Origin of the sequence: Blastococcus sp. HT6-30 (assembly GCF_039729015.1) — a bacterium.
Taxonomy (GTDB): domain Bacteria; phylum Actinomycetota; class Actinomycetes; order Mycobacteriales; family Geodermatophilaceae; genus Blastococcus.
On the sequence record NZ_CP155792.1, the window covers coordinates 2,025,443 to 2,043,419 of the forward strand.

Consider the following 17,977-nt stretch of genomic DNA (forward strand, 5'->3'; position numbering starts at 1 on the left):
CGCCGGCGTCCGTCCCGCCGCCGCGGCCGGGGACGATCGCGGAAATCGACGTACCCTCGATGGGGTGAGCGTCGCACCGTCTCCGACAATCGTCCTCGGCGACCGCTTCGCCCGTGAGCTCGGGGAGATGGCCCTCCCCTGGCAGGCGGAGGAGGCGCCGGATCCCCGCCTGCTCGTGCTCAACGAGCCCCTCGCCACCGAGCTCGGTCTCGACCCGGCGGCCCTGCGCACGCCCGACGGCCTCCGGCTGCTGGTGGGCACCCTCGTGCCCGAGGGGGCCACCCCGGTGGCACAGGCCTACTCCGGGCACCAGTTCGGCAGCTTCAACCCGCGCCTCGGCGACGGGCGGGCGCTGCTGCTCGGTGAGCTGCCCGGAGCCGAGGGCGCCCTGCGCGACCTGCACCTGAAGGGCTCCGGCCGGACCCCGTTCGCCCGGGGCGGCGACGGCCTGGCCGCCGTCGGCCCGATGCTCCGCGAGTACGTGATCAGCGAGGCGATGCACGCCCTGGGCATCCCGACGACCCGCTCCCTGGCCGTGGTCGCCACCGGGCGCGCCGTGCGCCGGGAGACCCTGCTGCCCGGCGCCGTCCTCGCCCGGGTCGCGAGCAGCCACCTGCGCGTCGGCAGCTTCCAGTACGCCCGGGCCACCGGCGACGTCGACCTGCTGCGCCGGCTCGCCGACCACGCGATCGATCGCCACCACCCCGGCGCGGCCGGCGCGGAGAACCGGTACCTGGCCCTGTACGACGCCGTCGTGGCGGCGCAGGCGTCGCTGGTGGCGCAGTGGATGCTCGTCGGGTTCGTCCACGGGGTCATGAACACCGACAACACGACGATCTCCGGCGAGACCATCGACTACGGCCCGTGCGCCTTCCTCGACGCCTACGACCCGGCCACCGTGTACAGCTCCATCGACGCCGGCGGGCGCTACGCCTACGGCAACCAGCCGGTCGTGGCCGAGTGGAACCTCGCGCGGCTCGCCGAGGCGCTTCTTCCGCTGTTCGACGACGACCAGGAGCAGGCCGTCGCCGTGGCCGTGGAGTCCCTCCGCGGTTTCGCACCGCGGTACGAGGCGGCCTGGACCGCCGGCGTCCGGGCCAAGCTCGGGCTGCCGGAGGGGCTCGACGACGCGGTGGTCCGTGCCCTGGCCGAGGACCTCTTCGTCCTGCTGCGGCAGGACCACGTCGACCTCACATCGGTCTTCCGGGCCCTGGGCGGCGCCGCGCGCGGGGACGTGGAGCCCGTGCGGCTGCTCTTCCTCGATCTCGCCGGGATCGACGGCTGGCTGGAGCGCTGGCGGGCCCTGGCTCCCGACGCCGCCGGGATGGACCGGGCCAACCCGGTCTACATCCCGCGCAACCACCTGGTCGAGGAAGCCCTCGACGCCGCGACCGAGGGCGACCTCGCCCCGCTCGGGCAGCTCCTCGAGGCCGTGACCGCGCCCTTCGACGCGCGGCCGGGTCTGGATCGGTACGCCGCGCCCGCCCCGCAGGACTTCGGCGCCTACCGGACCTTCTGCGGCACCTGAGTCGCGTCGGCGCCGGCCGGCCACCGGTTGGCGCCCAGCCCCGCGGGTAGTCCGGCCCCGTGCCCCGCGAGATGGACCCCAAGAACCCCGACACCCTCTACGCCGAGGGGCCGGTGGCGCCCGAGCCCCCGGACGACGACGTCCCCGACACCTCTCCCCTGGTCGACTCCGGCGGCACCGGGCCGGGGCCCGACGACCTCGACCGGCTGCTCTGAGGCTTCCGGCCGCCTCCCCGGAACCGGGGCCACATCCGTCTGAGAGGCTCGCGGGACCCGGTCCGCGTGGCGACGCGCCGCGCCGGCCACGTGCCCACCGAGCAGGAGGACCTGTGCACGCCGCCCAGATCAGCTCCCACGACGGCCCCCGCGCGGTGCGGGTCGTCGACATCCCCGAGCCCGAGGCCGACGGAAAGGTCCTCGTCGACGTGCACGTCGCCGGGGTGACCTTCCCCGAGGTGCTCCTCAGCCGCGGCGAGTACCAGCTCAAACCGGAGCTGCCGTTCGTCCCGGGCAGCGAAGTCGCCGGCACGGTACGCAGCGCCCCCGAGGGCAGCGGGCTGCAGCCCGGGCAGCGGGTGGCCGCGTTCCCCGGATTCGGCGGCTTCGCCGAGGTGGTCGCCGTGCCCCCGTCACTGGTCTTCCCGCTCCCCGACCGCACCAGCTTCGAGGAGGGCGCCGCCCTACCGATGAACTACCTGACGATGCACTTCGCGCTGCACCGCCGGGGTCGGCTGGCGGCCGGCGAGACCGTGCTGGTGCACGGCGCGGCCGGCGGCCTCGGGACGGCGGCCGTCCAGCTCGCCCGTGCCGCGGACGCCCGCGTGCTCGCCGTTGTCTCGACCGAGGCCAAGGGCGAGGTCGCCCGGGCCGCCGGCGCCGACGAGGTCGTCCTCGCCGAGGGGTTCCGCGACCGCGTCAAGGAACTCACCGGCGGGCGGGGCGTGGACGTCGTCGTCGACCCGGTCGGCGGCGACCGGTTCACCGACTCGCTGCGCAGCCTGGGCCGGGAGGGCCGGCTCCTCGTCCTGGGCTTCACCGGCGGCGACATCCCCACGGTGAAGGTGAACCGGCTGCTCCTGAACAACGTGTCGGTGGTCGGCGTCGGCTGGGGCGCGTTCTGGTCGGGTGGCGAGCCGGGCTACCCGAAGGAGCAGTGGGCGGAGCTGGCTCCGCTCCTCGAGCAGGGCCGGTTGGACCCGCCCCTGGGCTCGGTCCACGAGCTGGCCGATGCAGCCGAGGCCGTCGCCGAGCTCGACGAGCGCCGCGCCACCGGGAAGGTGCTGCTCCGGGTCCGCGGCTGACCGACCCGGGGGGCAGGCCCCAGGTCAGACCCGGGGGTCGGCCGTGCCGTCCTCCGGATCACCCGCGTCGCCGTCATCCTCGCCCTCCGGGGTGGTCGGGGTCTCCGTCGTCCCGGTGGTGGACGGGGTCTCCGTCGTCCCGGTGGCCGGAGTCTCCGTCGTCCCGGTGGTGGACGGGGTCTCCGGCTCGGCGACGGGGGTGGTCGGCTCCTCCCCCTCGTCGGCGGGAGTGGTCGGCGTCCCGGTCCCCTCGTCGGCCGGGGTGGTCGGTGTGCCGGTGCCCGGATCGGTGGGATCGCCGGCCGGGCTGCTGGGCGCGGACGTCCCGGGCGCCGACTCGTCGACGGCCGGCGGCTCCGTCGTCGTGGCCGCCGGCTCGGGCCGGAGTTCGGGCCGGGGGGCCGGCGCGGGCGCCGGGGCCGGCGCGGGCGCCGGGGCCGGCGCGGGCGCAGGAGCGGGCGCCGGGGCCGGCGCGGGCGCGGGCGCAGGGGCGGGCGCGGGCGCAGGGGCGGGCGCCGGGGCGGGCGCAGGGGCCGGGGCGGGCGCGGGCGCCGTGGCGCCGCCGCCGTCGGTCGACGACGACGTGTCCGGCGCGGCGGGTGGTGCCGCGACGCGGACGAGGACCTCGTCCCCGGGCTCGGGTCGCGCATCGGCGGCCTCGACTCCGGTCACGGTCCCCGCGACACCGCCCGGGGTCGGGTCCTCCTGCAGCCGCACGGTCAGGCCGAGCGCGCTGAGTTCGGCGACGACCTCCTCGACCGGCCGCCCGACGTAGTCCGCGGCCACCAGGTCCACCTCGGCGACCGGCTGCGACTCGACGGCCCCGGCCGCACCGCCGGGATCGGAGGCCGACGCGGCGAGCAGGGCGGCCACGCCTCCGCCGAGCAGGAGGAAGGCGAGGACCGGGAGGAGGACCAGGAGGAGCGGCCGGCGCCCCGCGGGTCGCTCTGCCGGCGTCTCCCGGCGGGGGCCGGCCTCCCCGACCGAACCGGTCCCCCGGTGCGCGCCCGTGCCGCCCCCGGAGCCGGTCGCGCGGGCGGCCGCCACGACGGCCACCGGCCGGGTGAGGGACGCGGTGTCCGGCGGGCCGTGCATCGTCTCCTCGACCGCGTGCAGGAAGGCGTTCCCGTCGGGCAGGCGGTCGTCGGGGTCCTTGACCAGCGCGGCGTCGATGAGGGCGCGGACGTCCCGCGGCAGCTCGGCGGGCAGGGGCTCGGGGTGCTCCTGCACCTGCTTGAGCGCGACGGTCACCGGGTTGTCGCCGTCGAAGGCGGCGTGCCCGGCGAGGGTCTCGTAGCCGACCAGCCCCAGGGCGTAGACGTCGCTCGCCGGGCCGACGTGCTCGCCCCTGGCCTGCTCGGGGGACATGTACTGCGCCGTGCCGATCACCTGGCCGGTCTGCGTCAGCGGCACGCTGCCCGCCGACCAGGAGATGCCGAAGTCGGTGAGCTTCACGGTGCCGTCGTGGGTCAGCAGGATGTTGGCCGGCTTGACGTCGCGGTGCACCACACCGGCCCGGTGGGCGGCGGCGAGCGCGGCCGCGGCCTGCTGCAGGACCGAGAGGGCGGCGCCGGTGCCGAGCGACCCGTCCTCGGCCAGCAGCGCCGACAGCGGCGGCCCGTCGACCAGCTCCATGACGAGGTAGGCGAGGTGCTCGCCGGTGCCCTCCGCCGTCGACTCACCGTAGTCGAGGACTGCGGCGATGTTGGGGTGGCTGAGGCTGGCGGCGTTCCGGGCCTCCGTGCGGAACCGCGCCACGAACACCGGGTTGTCGGCGTACTCGCTGCGCAGCACCTTGACGGCCACCCAACGGTCGAGCAGCACGTCGCGGGCCCGCCACACCTGACCCATCCCGCCGACGGCGATCAGGTCGCGCAGCTCGTACCGGTCGCCGAGGATCTGCCGGCTGGTCTCGGCCGTGGTCACTCCCGATTCCCTCGTGCTGGTCCCCGCGAGGCCGTCCTCGCCCGTCGCCCGTGCCCTTGTGGGTGCCCGTCCCGGCCGCAGCCGAACCCCGTCGGCCCCGAGGAGGTCAGACCGGGGCGGTGCACCCGCTCCCCTCCCGTCCGTCCGCGCTGGTGCATCGCGTGGTCCGGCTGCTCGACACCGTTGGCGGCCGGGTGCTGTGCCTGGCCGGGGAGGTCGACGACGCCGTCGTCGACACCTTCCTGCAGCACTACGGCGGCGAGCCGGTGCGCGTCGACGCCGGCTCGGTGACCGGGCTCTCCGCCGCCGGCCGGCAGCTGCTGCTCGACCACCTCGACGCCGCCGCGCGGATCGGTCGGCAGCTGCCGCTGCTCCGTTCGGCGGCGCTGGCACGGGCCCTGGTCGGCACCGGGTCCGTCCCCGCCGAACCGGGCTGACCGACGGGCGGAGCCGGTCGGCACGCCCCGACGCATGAGCACGTCGATCGCCCACGGCTCCATCCGCTCGGAGAGAGATCAGCACGTCCGTGTGGGCCCTGGGTACCGATCGCCCTGGCCATGCGGATGCTGCCGCTGTCGGTCGTCCGGAAGCTGACGCTACGTCGTCCGGGGGTCGAGCGGCCCCGGGCCCGGGCGGGCCCGGGGCGTCGGCGCTCAGCCCCGGTAGTTCACGTGCGGGTGGTCCATGTGGTTGGCCGTGGGGCTGCCCCGGTTCCCCATGGGCTGCCAGGAGCCGTTCGCGGACGACAGCATGCGCTGCTGCCAGATGATGTAGTCCACCCCGAGCTCGGCCCAGTGTGCGCGGTGGTACGCGACGATGGCGTCCCCGAGCGCCGCGTTGGACATGACCATGTAGTCCAGCGCCAGCCCGGACGGGTGACCACCCGGATCGGCCGCGCTGGCGCGCGTGCCGCCGATCGTGATGCTCGCCGCACCCGGCACGTTGCTGACCACGGCGTCGGCCGCGGCCTGGGCCTGCGGCCTGACGGCTCCGGCGCTGTTGCTGATCCGCGCGACCGCCGACGCGGCCACCGAGGCGGCCGGCGAGCTGGACACCGGCGCCTGCCGGCTCCGGCTCGCGGCCGCCGGTGCCGCTGCAGCCGGTGCCGGGGCAGCCGGTGCCGCGGCAGCCGGTGCCGCTGCCTCCGCGGCCACGGCGGCCTCCGCCTCGGCCTTGGCCTTGGCCTCCGCCTCGGCACGGGCTGCGGCCTCCGCCTCGGCCTTCTGCCGGTCGAGCTCCGCCTGGTCGGCAGCGGCCTGGGCCTGCTGCGCCGCGACCTGCTCGGCGTCGCGGGTGCTGCGGCTGGCGGTGAGGTCCTGCAGCGGGGCCAGGTCCTCGGTCACGTCGATCGGGCCGGACTGGGCGGTGAGCCCGAGCTCCTGGGCGACGCTGACCGACTGGGGCGCATCGGCCTCGGCCTGCGCCGCCGGCTCAGCGCCGACGAGGACGTTGACGAGGAGCGCGCCGGCGGCGGCGGCACCCAGGTACAGGGCGGGACGGCGGACGTGCGCCGGCGGGCAGCGGCGGCCGGAGGTGGTGGTGCGGACATTCATGGGTACGGGAGCTCCGAGGGTGTCGCGCGGCCGGCCGGAGGGCGGGCCGCGGCGGGGTGCGGGCAGCAGGGCGCCGGCGCCGGGACGACTGCCTGGGCCACCGGGAGACGGCGGGGAGCCGGTCGAGCGGGAAGTGCTCGGTGGTGGGCGACAGCCGGCGGGGCGCCGTGCGTGGGCGCGGTCAGTTCCGCGGGCGCACCCGGATGCGGCGGTGCCGGGTGGTGCAGGGACGTGCGGCGGTGCAAGGGCGCGCCATGCGGCGGCTCTCCGTTTCTTCCGTTGCCGCCTACCGGGTTAGCTGACGGATTCGGGCGGGAAGTAGCCCTACCCGCGCCGCCGACGTGCTCGGCGCAGGATTCACCCCAGTGCTGCGGTGGGTCCCCGGCTCACCCGCAGCGCGATCGCAGTGGGTGACTCGGCGGCGCCGATCGGACTCCCCGGACGGGGACGTGTCGACCGATCGGACCTGGCCACGGTAACCGCCGTTATGCAGATGTGACAATCGAGAGCCGGTTATTTCCACGGCGTGACGTGTGTCGCCTGCCCCTCACCGCCCCCCCGGCGGTGTAGGGCGGACCCCGGCTCAGCCGGCGTCGGCCCACGACCGGACGACGGCGACGTCGAGCGGGAAGTCCACCGGGAACGCGCCGAACAGCAGGCGCCCGGCGGTGGACGCGGCGGCCCGCACCACCTCCACCACGTCGTCGGCCAGGTGTTCCGGAGCGTGCACGACGACCTCGTCGTGCAGGAAGAAGGCCAGGTGCGGCCGCTCGGCCGGCGACCCGGCCCCGCCCAGCCGCCACAACCGGTTGCGCAGGTCGGCCATCCAGCACAGCGCCCACTCCGCGCCGGTGCCCTGGACGACGAAGTTGCGGGTGAACCGGCCCCACGCACGGCGGGCGCGGTCGCGGTCCCCCCGCGAGCCGGCCTGCTCCGCGGGCTCCCCGAGCTCGACCGCCCGCTGCGCCCACGCCCCGGTCGGCGACGGCGCCCCCCGGCCCAGCAGGGTGTGCACCACCTCGCCGCGCTCCCCCGCCCGGGCCGCCTCCTCGACCAGGCCGATGGCACGCGGGTAGCGGCGGGTGAGCCGGGGCATCATGCGGCCGCTCTCCCCGCGGGTCCCGCCGTACATGGCGCCGAGGATGCCCAGCTTGGCCTCTGCCCGGGACGCCACCGCCCCACCGGCGACCATGCCCTCGTAGAGGTCCGAGGCGCGCGCCGCCTCGGCCATTGCGGTGTCGGCGCTCATCCCTGCGAGCACCCGCGGTTCCAGCTGGGCTACGTCGGCGACGACGAACCGCCAGCCGTCGTCCGCGACCGCCGCGGGTCGGATGAGCGTGGGCACCGAGAGCGCGCCGCCGCCGGTGGAGGCCCACCGCCCCGTGACGACCCCGCCGGGGAGGAAGGAGGAGCGGAACCGCCCCTCCTGCACCCAGGTCTCCAGCCAGCTCCAGCCGTTGGCCGTGAGCAGCCGCATCAACTTCTTGTACTCGAGAAGCGCGGGGATCACGGGGTGGTCCAGCTGCGCGAGGCTCCACGAACGGGTGTCGGCCACCGGGAGACCGGCCTGCTGGAGCGCTCGCAGCAGCTCGGCCGGCGAGTCGGGGTTGAGCAACGGTGCGCCCAGCGCCGCGCGGATCTCGCCGAGCAGCCGCTCGAGCACCGCCGGCCTCCCGCCGGCCACCGGGCGGGGGCCGAGCAGCGCGGTCAGCAGGCGCTCGTGCACGTCGGCCCGCCAGGGCAGGCCGGTGTACGTCATCTCGGCGGCCACCAGAGCGCCGGCGGACTCCGCCGCGAGCAGCAGGGCGAGCCGGTCGCGCCGCGGCGAGGCGGCCAGGGCCGCCTGCTGGCGCCGGTGCTCGGCCGCCGGGTCGAGCAGGTCAGCCGGATCAGCGGGCGGGAAGAGCGCGGGGTCGGCCGCCGCGACCGGCTGCAGCGCGTCCCAGCCGGCGGTGTCCCCACCGACGAGGAGCGCCTGGTCGGCGAACGGTGACCGCCGCAGCAGGACGTGGCTCAGCCGCAGGTCGGTGCAGCGCTCCACGCGCGCCCCGGCCGCCAGCAGGGCCGGGTACCAGCGGGTCGTGTCGTCCCAGACCCAGCGGACGGGCGCCGGTGCGGCCTCCCGCTCGGCGACGACGGCGGGCAGCTCCTCGACCGGGATGCGGGTGGCCGCCGCCGACCCGTCGTCGCTGTGCTCCGTGATGTCCACCGCGGACCCGCGGCGCCGGAGCAGGACCCGCTGCACCCCCGCAGTGTCGCCGACGGCACCGAGGGATCCGCGGGCCGGTCCCTAGCCGAGCAACCGGCGCAGACAGCGGGCCGGCGCGGTGAGCACCGTGCGGGCGACGTGCACCCCCAGCCGCAAGAGATCGGCGTAGTCCGGTGGCCGCACCGCCGCAGGCGCGGCCGGCCCGGTCGGTGCCAGCGGTGCGGTCGGCGGGCGGGACGGCGACGGCGCGGCCGGCGCGGCCGGGTCCGCGGGCACGCCCGGCGGCGGCGGGTCCGGGAGCAGGAGGTCGACCGCCGACCGGCGGCGCGGGCCGCGCAGGGAGGCGAACGACGGGATCGCCGGGGCGGCCGGGGACTCCTCCTCCGCCGGCGCGGGCTCCCGGTCGGCCGCGGGGGCGGCCGGCGGCCCGCCGGCCGCGGGCAGCCGCGCGGGTGGCTCGGGGACGACGGTGCGGATGGCGGCCACCATGCCGGGGCCGAGCCCGGCGACCGCGCTCAGCTCCCGCCGGGTGAGCGCGGCCAGCGCCCCGACGTCGGTGATCCCCGCGCGGGTCAGCGCGGTCACCGCCCGCGCGGGCAGGCCGAGGTCCCGGATCGTCCCTGCGGGCTGGTCGGGCGAGCTGATCGGCATGTCGGCCAACCCTAGCGACGCCGCTCCGGCGTCGCCGACGCGCCCGATCAGCGGGCGGTCACCTCGTAGGTGTGTCCGGCGGTGCGCAGCCGCTCGACGAGCACCTCGCCCATCGCCGTGGCCGGTGTCAGCGACCCGGCCCGGTCGGGCAGCCGGTCGCCGTCGAGGGCGAGCGCCAGGGCGCTCTCCCCGAGCATGACCGCCGTCGCCGCGTAACCCGGGTCTCCCTCCCCCGCCGCGGTCGCCCGGTACCGGCGCCCGTCCTCGGTCTCCGCGTCGACCACCATCCGGAACCAGCCCCTCTCCCGGGCCGCCTCGCCCGGGCCGGTGCCGGGCGCCGGTAGGACCCGGTCCAGGAGCGCGCGGGTGGGCGGGAAGGCCATCGCGGAGACGGTGCCGACCAGGCCGGCGCTGATGCCGGCGGCGGTCACCGCGCCGACGGGGCCCCGACCGCAGCCCATCACCTCGCCGTAGCTCATCCCCCGCCCGTACGCCCAGTCCTGCAGCGCGTTGCTCCGCCGCACGATGCGGGTGTTGAACGGCGCCATCACGAACGCCGCCGTCCAGCGCCCGTCGGCGGTCCGGGTCGGCAGGACGCCGTCGCGGGGCTGCCGCGTGTCGGGCTCGGCGGCCCGGTCCGGGCTGAGCGCGAAGGGGTCGCCGACGACGCGGCGCAGCGACGGGTCCTGCTGCAGGGCCTCCACCTGGGCCCGCATCGAGTCGATCGTGCCGCCGCTGAACCCACCCCGGGCCGTGGCGACCAGCTGGACGTCGCGGAGGCCACCCGCACCGTCGGCCGCGGCCCGCCGGCCGAGCAGGAACACGCTGAGGTCGGAGGGGATGGAGTCGTAGCCGCAGGCGTGGACGAGGCGGGCGCCGGTTTCCTTGGCGACGGCGTCGCAGCGCTCGATCGCGTCGCGGACGAACAGGACCTCACCGGTCAGGTCGGCGTAGTGCGTGCCGGCCCGGGCGCACGCCTCGACCACCGGCAGGCCGTACCGGGCGTAGGGGCCGACCGTGGTGACCAGCACGCGGGCGCTCCCGGCGAGGGCGGCCAGCGAAGCGGCGTCGGTCGAGTCGGCCTCCTCCAGCGCCCAGTCGCGGCCGGCGGCCGGCAGCCCGGCGCGGATCTCCTCGAGCCGCTGCCGCGACCGCCCGGCCAGCGCGATGCGGGTCCCCCGCGGGGCGTGCTCGGCCAGGTAGGCCGCGAGCAACCGCCCGACGAAACCGGTGGCCCCGTAGACGACCAGGTCATAGGTCCGTCCGTCATCTGCCATGCGGCCATCCTCGCCTGCCCGGCCGGCCCCGGCAGCCGGCGGCCCCACCTCACGGGCAGGTCACGGAACGGCACACGGATCACTCCGGTGCGCAGGAGGCACGGGCTCCGGTGCCGCCCTGCCGATGGAGGTCGCATGGCAGTGCGGCTCGCAACGGTGCGGACCGCGACCGGTCAGCAGGTCGCGGCCCAGACGTCGTCGTCCCCCTGGTGGCGATCGGCGGTGGTCTACCAGGTCTACCTGCGCTCGTTCGCCGACGGCAACGGCGACGGAATCGGCGACCTCGCCGGGCTGCGCTCGCGCCTCCCCTACCTGTCCTGGCTGGGTGTCGACGCGGTGTGGATCAACCCGCACTACCCCTCCGGTGGTGCCGACGGCGGCTACGACATCGTCGACTACCGCGCCGTCGACCCCGAGTACGGCGACGTGGCCGACCTGGAGGCGCTCGTCGCCGAGGCCCGCGCCTTCGGCCTGCGGGTCGTCCTCGACGTCGTCCCCAACCACACCTCCGACCGGCACCCCTGGTTCCAGGCCGCGCTGGCCGACCCGGACTCCCCCGAGGCCTCCCGCTACCACTTCGCGCCCCCGTCGGAGGAGCCGCCGAACAACTGGCAGTCGCTCTTCGGCGGGCCGGCCTGGTCGCGCACCCCCGACGGCCGCTGGTACCTGCACCTGTTCGCCCCCGAGCAGCCCGACCTGAACTGGCGCGACCCGGCCGTCGCCGCCGACTTCGAGCGGACCCTGCGCTTCTGGCTCGACCGCGGTGTCAGCGGGTTCCGGGTCGACGTCGCCTACGGGCTCTTCAAGGACGCCGGCCTGCGGAACAACCCGGGCGCCTACTCCCCCACGCTGTTCGGCCACGGCCCCGAGCAGGCGATGACCTGGAACCAGCCCGAGGTGCACGACGTCTGGCGCCGGTGGCGGTCGGTCTGCGACGAGTACCCGGGCACGATGCTGGTCGGGGAGGTCTGCCTGGCCGACCCGCGGGAGGTCGCGCTCTACTCCCGCCCGGACGAGATGCACCAGTCGTTCTCCTTCCGGCTGCTCAAGTCGCCCTGGTCGGTGGAGGCCTTCGCCGACGGCGTGCGCAGCGCCCTGGACGCCTTCGGCGAGGTCGGCGCACCGGTGTCCTGGGTGCTCGGCAACCACGACAAGGACCGGCAGGTGACCCGGTTCGGCGGCGGCGCCGTGGGCACCGCCCGGGCCCGGGCCGCCGCGCTGCTGATGCTGGCGCTGCCCGGCTCGGCCTACGTCTACGCCGGTGACGAGCTGGGCCTGCCGCAGGCCGACGTGCCCGACGAGGCCAAGCGCGACCCGATCTTCTTCCGCAGCGGAGGGGCCCGCTCGGGCCGCGACGGGTGCCGCGTGCCGATGCCCTGGAACCCGTCCCCCGGAGTCGGCTTCTCCACCCGCCCGGCCGAGCCCTGGTTGCCGATTCCCGACTACTGGGAGCGCTACGCGGTGTCCCGCCAGTCACGGGACGGCGGCTCGATGCTGACCCTCTACCGCCGGGCGCTCGCACTGCGTCAGGCGCACCCGGCCCTCGGCTCCGGCGAGGCCGCGGTGAGCACACGCGGCGACGTCCTCACCGTGCGCTGCACCGCCGCGGACGGCGCCGTCGTGCGGTGCGTGGTCAACATGGGGTCGGCGACGGCGCTGGTGCGCTCCCGCGGCCCGGTGCTGCTGGCCTCGAACACCAGCGTGCGCCGGTCCCCGGCCAGCGTGGCGCTGCCTCCGCACACCGCGATCTGGCTCGCCGAGGGCTGACGGCCGACGGCCGCCCCGGCCTCGCAGGCGGGGCGGCCCTCCGTCGTGGTGCGCGGCGACGGCCTCAGACGGGCTCGACCCCGAACACCCGGGCCAGGCGCTCGATCTTCCGGGCGCGCCCGAGCCGGGGCAGGTCGCTGCCGTCGCGGATGACCTGGCCGCGCGCGTCGAAATCGGCGAGGAAGTCCCGCGCCCACGCGACGTCGGACGGCGTGGGGCTGATGACCTCGTTGATGACCGGGAGCTGGTCCATGTCCAGGCACAGCTTGCCGGTGAGGCCCAGCGAGACGGTGACGGCGGTCTGCTCGCGCAGCACCGGGTGGCTGCTGCTCACCGTCGGTCCGTCGATCGGCCCGGGGAGCCCGCCGATGCGGCTGGCCACCACCAGGCGCGAGCGCGGGTAGGCCATCGCCAGGTCGTCGGCGCTCGTGCCGGTGTCGCGCCGGTAGTCGCCGCTGCCGAACGCCAGCCGGAAGGCGCCGCGGGCGCGGGCGATGTTCACCGCCTCCTCGATGCCGAGGGCCGACTCGACCAGCGCCAGGACCGGCGTGACCCCAGCGAGGCGGTCGAACGTCTCGGTCACGTGCTCGGCGGCCTCGGCCTTGGCCAGCATCACGCCGAGTAGGCCCGGCAGGCCGGCCAGCCCCGCGACGTCGTCGGCCCAGAAGGGCGTCGAGTGGTCGTTGATCCGCACCCAGGCGCTGCGGTCCTCCTGGGAGAGCCACTGGACCACGCCCTCGCGGGCCTCCGCCTTGTGCGCGGGGTCGACGGCGTCCTCGATGTCGAGCACCACCGAGTCGGCCCGCGATTCGTGCGCCACGTCGAACAGCTCCGTGCGCGCGCCGTTCACCAGCAGCCAGGAGCGTGCGTCCTCGGGCCCGACCTTCCGTCTTCTCGCCACGCCCACATCCTCGTACGGATCACCCGGCGGCACCGCTCCGGGTCCCCGCCGGGCCGGTTCCGGTCCCTCGCCTCCGCGTCAGCCGGCCGCCACCCGCGGGACGACCTCGGTGCCCAGCAGCTCGATCCCGCGCAGCAGGTCCTCGTGCGCCAGCCGCGGGTTGGTCATCTGCAGCGCCACCCGTTCCACGCCCCCGAGCTGGTCGGAGACGCGGCGCAGCTTGGCCGCGACCGTCTCGGGATCCCCCATGAAGAAGGCGCCGTCCGGCCCGCTGGTCGCGTCGAACTGGGCCCTGGTGGGCGCGGCGAACCCGCGCTCGCGGGAGACCTTGGTGAACATCTCGTGCCACCCGGGGTAGATCGTGTCCGCGGCCGCCTGCGTGCTGTCGGCGACGAAGCCGAAGACGTGCAGGCCGACCTGCAGCTTCTCCGGAGCGTGCCCGGCGTGCGCACCGGCCCGCCGGTAGAGGTCGACGAGCGGGGCGAACTGGCGGGGTTCGCCGCCGATGATCGCCACCATCAGCGGGAGGCCCAGCAGCCCGGCGCGGACGAAGGACTCCGGCGTCCCGCCCACGCCGACCCAGATCGGCAGCGGGTCCTGGAGCGGTCGCGGGTAGACCCCCTGACCGGTCAGCGGCGGCCGGTGCTTCCCGGACCAGGTGACGTGCTCGCTCTCCCGGATCTGCAGCAGCAGGTCGAGCTTCTCGGCGAACAGCTCGTCGTAGTCGGCCAGGCTCAGGCCGAAGAGCGGGAACGCCTCGGTGAAGGAGCCGCGGCCCACCACCAGGTCGATGCGGCCTCCGCTGATCAGGTCCAGGGTGGCGAACTGCTGGAACACGCGCACCGGATCCGCGGCGCTGAGCACCGCCACCGCGCTGCCCAGCCGGATACGGGACGTCCTCGCCGCCGCGGCGGCGAGGATCAGCGGCGGCGCGGAGTCGTAGTACTCGGGCCGGTGGTGCTCCCCGATGCCGAAGGAGTACAGCCCGACCCGGTCGGCGAGCTCGATCTCCTCGAGCAGGTGCGCCATCCGTTCTTCCGGGCCGATGACCCGCTCGGTGCGGGGATCGGTGACGGCGGAGACGAAGCTGTCGACGCCGAGGTGCATGGCCGTCCTCCGGGGCTGCGCGGACGGGCGCCGGCCGGCCGGCCGGCCCCGCGGGGATCCGGCCGTCAGTCAAGCACCGAGGGGCTGCCGGGGCAGGACACGTCCGGCCCGAACCCGCCGAGGACCCCGACCGGCTGGCCTGGTCGCCCCGGCTCCCGATGCGCCCGACCGCACGGCGGCGGCCACCTCACCGGAGGTGGCCGCCACGCCGCGTCTTCTACCAGCTCAGCCCGGCGGCACGACCCGGTCCAGCCAGGCGAGCAGGTCGCGGACCACCTCGGCGCGGTTGGTCTCGTTGAACACCTCGTGCCGGGCGCCGGGGTACGCCTGCAGCGTCACGTCCTCCACCCCGGCCTCCCGCAGCCGCTCGACCAGGACCCGGACCAGCGCCAGCTGCCCGTTGAGCGGATCCGCGTCGCCGACCGCGACGTACACCGGCAGGTCCGGCCGGATGCTGCGCACGCGGTCGGCGTCGGCCAGCTGCCGCCCCGAGAGGAACATCTGCCGGCTGTCCGCGGTGGCCAGGCCGAACCCGCACCGCGGGTCGGCGACGTAGGCGTCGACCTGCGCCTCGTCGCGGGAGAGCCAGTCGTAGTCGGTGCGGGCCGGCGTGAACGGCGCGTTGAACGCCGAGAGGTCGGTCGGCCCGTCGAGGTCGGTCGGCCCGTCGAGGTCGACGGCGGGCTCGAGCAGGTCCAGCAGCGTCGTCCCGGTGAGCACCAGGCCGGCCAGCTCCGCGGAGTGGTCGAGGACGTGCTGCTGGGCGGCGAAGGATCCCATGCTGTGCCCGAGCAGGACCAGCGGGGCGTCGGGCAGCTCGGCGCGCACGCGGGCGCTCAGCCGGCCGACGTCGCGCACCAGCTCGTCCCAGCCACCGGGTCCGAGGTCGCCCCAGCGGCCGTCCTCCGCGGTGGCGCCGTGCCCGCGGTGGTCCTGGCCCACGACCACCCAGCCGGCGCCGGTCAGCGCGGCGGCCAGGGGCTCGTAGCGGAGCAGGTGCTCACCCATCCCGTGGGTCAGCTGGACGATGCCGCGCACCGGGCCGGCGGGGTCCCAGCGGTAGGCGGTGACGCGGACGTCGGAGGCGGAGTCGATCGAGAAGGTCTGATCGGGCATGCCGGGAGGCTACGGGCGTCCCCCGCCCGGGGGACCCGGGAAGGCGGCAGCGGCGCCGCCTCCGCAGAACGGGATGCGGCGCCGCTGGGCGACGGGACCAGGAACTCAGTCGGCCGGGGTCTGCTCCGTCTCCTCGGTCGACTCGGTGCCGTCGGTCGAGTGCGTGCCGTCGGTCGAGCTGCCGGGGTCGGCGGCGTTCCCCCGGGGTACCTTGCCGCCACCGCGGCCGGGGAACGTGCGCTCGATCCGTTCGGCCATCCGCTCCTCGACGTCGGCCAGCCGCTCGTCGGCCTGCTCGTGGGTGATCCGGCCCTGCTCGACGGCCTCGGCGATCCGCTCCTCCTCCGCCTGCACCAGGGCGTCGAGGAGGGTGTCGGTGGCCACCCCCTGCGCCTCGGCGACGTCGGCGAGCGTGGTGCCCTCGGGCCGCAGCGCCGTGTGGGGCTGCTCCTCGCTCAGCCCCAGCGCCCCGGCTGCGGCCGACAGGTCCAGCCGGCCAGCTCCGTGGTGCCCACCGCGGCCGCCCGGCCCGCTCTCCGCCAGCGTGTCGGCGACCTCGTCGGCCTGTTCCTGGCTGATCGAGCCGTCGGAGACCAGGCCGGACAGGGCATCGCGGATGCGGTCGGCGGCGGTGGACGCCGCCTCGGCGGTCGTACCCGGCGCGGCGAGGGCCGGTACGGCCACGGCCATCCCGGTCAGGCTGAGCGCACCGGCGGTGGCGCCGATGATCATCTTCTTGCGCATGGAACTCCTCCGCCTCGGCCGGCACCTCCGACCGCTGCCGCCACCCTCCGGGCCGCTGCTGTGGCGGACCTGTGATTCCGCCGCGAACCGGCCGTGGACCACCCACGGGCGCGGCGTCCTCCAGCTCCGGCTGGCCGCCGGCCTCGTCGCGGTGGCCGCCCAGCCGACCGCCTCGCCCGCTCCGGGGCGCCGCGGACGGCGCCGTCGGGGAGGATCGGCCGACGACGCGGCCGCGCCACCCGGGTGCCGGCGCGCACGATCTGACGGAGGGCCCGCGCCATGCCCGGAGACGGCCGCATCCAGCATCCGGACCTGGCGCGCCGGGTCGTGCCCGCGGACGCCGCGGCCGCCCTCATCGGCCCCGGCGACACCGTGGGCATGAGCGGGTTCACCGGCGCCGGCTACCCCAAGGCGGTCCCCGAGGCGCTCGCCCGCCGGATCAGCTCCGCACACGCGGCCGGGGAGGCCTTCCGCGTCAACGTCTGGACCGGCGCCTCGACGGCCCCGGAGCTCGACGGCGTCCTCGCCGCGGCCGACGGCGTCGACCTGCGGCTGCCCTACCAGTCCGACCCGGTCACCCGCGCCAAGATCAACGCCGGGGAGATGGACTACCTCGACGTCCACCTGTCGCACGTCGCCCAGCTGGCCTGGGAAGGGTTCCTCGGGCCGCTGGACGTCGCCGTCGTCGAGGTCAGCGGCATCACCGCCGACGGCGACCTCGTGCCGTCGTCCTCGATCGGCAACAACAAGACCTGGCTCGACCGCGCCGAGCGGGTCGTCCTCGAGGTGAACTCCTGGCAGAGCGCCGACCTCGAGGGCATGCACGACATCTACTACGGCACCGCCCTCCCCCCGAACCGGCTGCCGATCCCGCTCACCGGGCCGGCCGACCGGATCGGCGTGCCCTATCTGCGGTGCGCGCCGGAGAAGATCGTCGCGATCGTCGAGACGCACGCACCGGACCGGAACAGCCCGCTGGCCACCCCCGACCAGACGTCGCGGCGGATCGCCGGGCACCTGGTGGAGTTCCTCGAGCACGAGGTGGCCGTGGGGCGCCTGCCCGACGGACTGCTTCCCCTTCAGTCCGGGGTCGGCAACGTGGCCAACGCCGTACTGGCCGGCCTGGAGTCCTCCCGCTTCCAGGGGCTGTCGGCCTACACCGAGGTGATCCAGGACGGGATGCTCGAGCTGCTGGACTCGGGCACGCTCTCATCGGTCTCCGCGACCGCCTTCTCCCTGGGGCCGGAGGTCGCGGCCGCGTTCAACGACTCGGCCTCCGCCTACCGTGACCGGATCGTGCTGCGGCCGCAGGAGATGAGCAACCACCCGGAGATCGTCCGGCGCCTCGGGGTGCTGGCGATGAACGGGATGATCGAGGCCGACATCTACGGCAACGTCAACTCCACGCACCTCATGGGCAGCCGGATCCAGAACGGCATCGGAGGCTCCGGCGACTTCGCGCGCAACGCCTACCTGTCGTTCTTCCTGAGCCCGTCGACCGCCAAGGGCGGCGCGATCTCGAGCATCCTCCCGATGGTCTCCCACGTCGACCACACCGAGCACGACGTGCAGGTGCTCGTCACCGAGCAGGGGCTGGCCGACCTCCGGGGGCTCTCGCCCCGGCGGCGGGCACACGCGGTCATCGCGCACTGCGCGCACCCCGACTACCGCCCGCTGCTGGAGGACTACCTCGAGCGGGCCGAGCGCGGGGCGTACGGCCGGCACACCCCGCACCTGCTTCCCGAGGCGCTGTCCTGGCACACGCGGTACCTGGAGACGGGTTCGATGCTGCCCCGCTGAACGCCGCCGGCAGGCTCAGGTGTCCACCGCCTCGTGGGTGTTCACCCCGGGGACCCGGCGCACCGACCCCAGCCGAACCGGCATCCCCGACGGCCGCC

General features: G+C 75.9%; 15 protein-coding genes and 1 riboswitch. Of the genes, 6 read left to right on the forward strand and 9 right to left on the reverse strand.

Going from position 1 to position 17,977, the window contains the following annotated elements; all coding sequences use genetic code 11:
* Positions 1 to 64 precede the first annotated feature (64 nt).
* The 3 genes from ABC795_RS09790 to ABC795_RS09800 all read left to right on the forward strand — a co-directional run bounded on the left by ABC795_RS09790 (position 65) and on the right by ABC795_RS09800 (position 2,828).
* The gene (locus ABC795_RS09790) at positions 65 to 1,528 is read left to right on the forward strand and encodes a protein adenylyltransferase SelO (RefSeq protein WP_347056986.1); all 1,464 of its coding nucleotides are present in this window, start codon (positions 65 to 67) and stop codon (positions 1,526 to 1,528) included.
* A gap of 59 nt (positions 1,529 to 1,587) precedes the next feature.
* Entirely contained in the window at positions 1,588 to 1,743 is a 156-nt protein-coding gene (locus tag ABC795_RS09795) for a hypothetical protein (protein ID WP_347056987.1), read from the forward strand.
* A 113-nt stretch (positions 1,744 to 1,856) separates the two neighbouring features.
* On the forward strand, positions 1,857 to 2,828 hold the full coding sequence (locus ABC795_RS09800; RefSeq protein ID WP_347056988.1) for an NADPH:quinone oxidoreductase family protein: 972 nt from the start codon (positions 1,857 to 1,859) through the stop codon (positions 2,826 to 2,828).
* Between the two features lie 24 nt (positions 2,829 to 2,852).
* Here the strand turns inward: ABC795_RS09800 and ABC795_RS09805 are convergent, their stop codons facing one another.
* A complete protein-coding gene (locus ABC795_RS09805) occupies positions 2,853 to 4,754 on the reverse strand; it encodes a protein kinase (protein ID WP_347056989.1) in 1,902 nt (633 codons plus the stop codon).
* Positions 4,755 to 4,915: 161 nt separating this feature from the next.
* Between ABC795_RS09805 and ABC795_RS09810 the strand changes: the two genes are divergently transcribed.
* Positions 4,916 to 5,191 carry a hypothetical protein gene (locus tag ABC795_RS09810; protein ID WP_347056990.1) on the forward strand — a complete coding sequence of 92 codons (276 nt, stop codon included), beginning with the start codon at positions 4,916 to 4,918 and terminating at the stop codon, positions 5,189 to 5,191.
* Between the two features lie 216 nt (positions 5,192 to 5,407).
* On the opposite strand, the gene ABC795_RS09815 is transcribed toward ABC795_RS09810, so the two are convergent.
* From ABC795_RS09815 to ABC795_RS09830, 4 genes are all read right to left on the reverse strand, one after another.
* On the reverse strand, positions 5,408 to 6,307 hold the full coding sequence (locus tag ABC795_RS09815) for a hypothetical protein (protein WP_347056991.1): 900 nt from the start codon (positions 6,305 to 6,307) through the stop codon (positions 5,408 to 5,410).
* A gap of 268 nt (positions 6,308 to 6,575) precedes the next feature.
* Positions 6,576 to 6,738: riboswitch (cyclic di-AMP (ydaO/yuaA leader) on the reverse strand.
* A 152-nt stretch (positions 6,739 to 6,890) separates the two neighbouring features.
* Positions 6,891 to 8,552, reverse strand: a complete 1,662-nt coding sequence (locus ABC795_RS09820; RefSeq protein ID WP_347056992.1) for a bifunctional 3'-5' exonuclease/DNA polymerase — start codon at positions 8,550 to 8,552, stop codon at positions 6,891 to 6,893.
* A 45-nt stretch (positions 8,553 to 8,597) separates the two neighbouring features.
* Complete coding sequence (locus tag ABC795_RS09825) at positions 8,598 to 9,167, reverse strand: DNA-directed RNA polymerase subunit alpha C-terminal domain-containing protein (protein ID WP_347056993.1); 570 nt, start codon at positions 9,165 to 9,167, stop codon at positions 8,598 to 8,600.
* 47 nt (positions 9,168 to 9,214) lie between these two features.
* Entirely contained in the window at positions 9,215 to 10,444 is a 1,230-nt protein-coding gene (locus tag ABC795_RS09830; RefSeq protein ID WP_347056994.1) for a saccharopine dehydrogenase NADP-binding domain-containing protein, read from the reverse strand.
* A gap of 135 nt (positions 10,445 to 10,579) precedes the next feature.
* Here ABC795_RS09830 and ABC795_RS09835 point away from each other — a divergent pair, with 135 nt between their 5' ends.
* A complete protein-coding gene (locus ABC795_RS09835; RefSeq protein WP_347056995.1) occupies positions 10,580 to 12,211 on the forward strand; it encodes a glycoside hydrolase family 13 protein in 1,632 nt (543 codons plus the stop codon).
* A 64-nt stretch (positions 12,212 to 12,275) separates the two neighbouring features.
* Here the strand turns inward: ABC795_RS09835 and ABC795_RS09840 are convergent, their stop codons facing one another.
* The 4 genes from ABC795_RS09840 to ABC795_RS09855 all read right to left on the reverse strand — a co-directional run bounded on the left by ABC795_RS09840 (position 12,276) and on the right by ABC795_RS09855 (position 16,079).
* A complete protein-coding gene (locus tag ABC795_RS09840; protein WP_347056996.1) occupies positions 12,276 to 13,112 on the reverse strand; it encodes a CoA ester lyase in 837 nt (278 codons plus the stop codon).
* Positions 13,113 to 13,190: 78 nt separating this feature from the next.
* Entirely contained in the window at positions 13,191 to 14,219 is a 1,029-nt protein-coding gene (locus ABC795_RS09845; RefSeq protein ID WP_347056997.1) for an Atu2307/SP_0267 family LLM class monooxygenase, read from the reverse strand.
* A gap of 225 nt (positions 14,220 to 14,444) precedes the next feature.
* Complete coding sequence (locus ABC795_RS09850) at positions 14,445 to 15,335, reverse strand: alpha/beta hydrolase (RefSeq protein WP_347056998.1); 891 nt, start codon at positions 15,333 to 15,335, stop codon at positions 14,445 to 14,447.
* 105 nt (positions 15,336 to 15,440) lie between these two features.
* Positions 15,441 to 16,079 carry a hypothetical protein gene (locus ABC795_RS09855; RefSeq protein ID WP_347056999.1) on the reverse strand — a complete coding sequence of 213 codons (639 nt, stop codon included), beginning with the start codon at positions 16,077 to 16,079 and terminating at the stop codon, positions 15,441 to 15,443.
* Positions 16,080 to 16,358: 279 nt separating this feature from the next.
* Here ABC795_RS09855 and ABC795_RS09860 point away from each other — a divergent pair, with 279 nt between their 5' ends.
* Positions 16,359 to 17,879, forward strand: coding sequence for an acetyl-CoA hydrolase/transferase family protein (locus tag ABC795_RS09860; RefSeq protein ID WP_347057000.1), 1,521 nt, complete (start codon positions 16,359 to 16,361; stop codon positions 17,877 to 17,879).
* The last annotated feature ends 98 nt before the right edge of the window (positions 17,880 to 17,977 follow it).

Coding starts and splice junctions, on each gene's coding strand:
- ABC795_RS09815 (WP_347056991.1), bottom strand. CDS start 6,307: ATGAATGTCCGCACCACCACCTCCGGCCGCCGCTGCCCGCCGGCGCAC.
- ABC795_RS09825 (WP_347056993.1), bottom strand. CDS start 9,167: ATGCCGATCAGCTCGCCCGACCAGCCCGCAGGGACGATCCGGGACCTC.
- ABC795_RS09830 (WP_347056994.1), bottom strand. CDS start 10,444: ATGGCAGATGACGGACGGACCTATGACCTGGTCGTCTACGGGGCCACC.
- ABC795_RS09835 (WP_347056995.1), top strand. CDS start 10,580: ATGGCAGTGCGGCTCGCAACGGTGCGGACCGCGACCGGTCAGCAGGTC.
- ABC795_RS09845 (WP_347056997.1), bottom strand. CDS start 14,219: ATGCACCTCGGCGTCGACAGCTTCGTCTCCGCCGTCACCGATCCCCGC.
- ABC795_RS09850 (WP_347056998.1), bottom strand. CDS start 15,335: ATGCCCGATCAGACCTTCTCGATCGACTCCGCCTCCGACGTCCGCGTC.
- ABC795_RS09855 (WP_347056999.1), bottom strand. CDS start 16,079: ATGCGCAAGAAGATGATCATCGGCGCCACCGCCGGTGCGCTCAGCCTG.
- ABC795_RS09860 (WP_347057000.1), top strand. CDS start 16,359: ATGCCCGGAGACGGCCGCATCCAGCATCCGGACCTGGCGCGCCGGGTC.